This is a genomic window from Candidatus Kurthia intestinigallinarum, assembly GCF_003991225.1.
GTDB lineage: Bacteria > Bacillota > Bacilli > Bacillales_A > Planococcaceae > Kurthia > Kurthia populi.
This window is the reverse complement of the sequence record NZ_JTFC01000246.1, coordinates 1-1,319: the sequence shown is the minus strand read 5'-3', so window position 1 is coordinate 1,319 and position 1,319 is coordinate 1. Positions and strand designations below refer to the sequence as shown.

The window sequence follows — 1,319 nt, the reverse complement described above, 5'->3', positions numbered from 1 at the left end:
CGTACAAAAATTTCTAAACCGTTTACTTTCATTGGACGCATTAAATCGGCAATAATTTTATTTTTTTCGTGTGTAATAACACGAGTCAAATTACGTGAGTTATCATAATTTGCATCCCATAAAAAATAACATACACCACCACGAATGTTGGTATTTGGAAAAATATCTTCAGGTGTAAGCCAATCATGCAGTTCACGTAAGTGCAGATCGTTTAGCATTTCTTCACGGAAATCATCAAGCCCTTTTCCACCTACATACCAACGACTAGGCATAATCATTGAAATATATTTAGGATTCATTGCTTTAGCTGCACGAACAAAGTTTTGATAAATTGGTCCTGCACTTGCTTGAGCGCCGCCGTCCATTTCTTGATAGGGAGGATTACCAATAACAACATCAAATTTCAATTTTTCTCCCCCTTTATTAAACATAGTTTGAATTTTGTCTAGGATGTTTTCTCGTTGAGTTTTTACATCGGTCATAATGTTTTCATAATAAACTACATTTGTATCGTAATCATTATAACCTCTAAGCGTTCTTTCTGAAATTGTTTTGGCCATAGGTGTCTTTGCGATAACAAAAATGTTTTCTCTGAGCGTTTGTTCCCAAAGTTCAAAGTGTTTCTCACGGGATAACACTTCATTGGATACACTGGCTCTAAATTCATTTACTCGTTGACGATAGATGTTGTAACAAGCTAATAATGGATATAAACCGGATTTTGAATTGATTTCTAAAACCTTGCTATCACTATTCATTAAAGAGTTTTTAGTAATGTTTGGCTTAGTATAGAGTCTTGTGTTTTCTCCATCGTGAAGGGCATATTCAAATTTTTCATCAAAAAATGATTCACCACCGAGTGTCTCGATTAAATGACGGTTGACAACTTTCCATGGTGTTAAAACAGTCTCTTTATCAGGGTTTTTAAAGGTAGCGAAAATATCTGCAATTTTCATTACACGTTCTTTTACGGAACTGCTCTTATCCGCTGCTTTTGCTTTACGACGAATTTTTAAACCCGCTTCTACAAATACTTCAGCATCGTAATATTTGCTGAATTTTTTAAATAACTCTTTTGTCACACCAGGAGGCATAAATTCATTCCATGATTTTTCATCAACTAAATTCACAAAATTACGCAATGTGATTTCTTTATCGGCATCAATATTTGCACCAAAAATCATCATCGGGATACGAATACTGATACCTCGTAAGATACTAATCATTGTTTTCTTCTGCTTTTTTAGTTCATTTAATTTATCAATTGCCTCTTGTTCTTCAGGTGTGCGTTGTTTTGGTTTCTTTTTTTCAGCATCTAA

Annotated in this window: 1 protein-coding gene; it reads right to left on the bottom strand. The window is 34.1% G+C overall.

The window, feature by feature from the left end:
* On the bottom strand, positions 1 to 1,319 hold a 1,319-nt coding region (locus QI30_RS20215; protein WP_199754758.1), incomplete at both ends, for an Eco57I restriction-modification methylase domain-containing protein.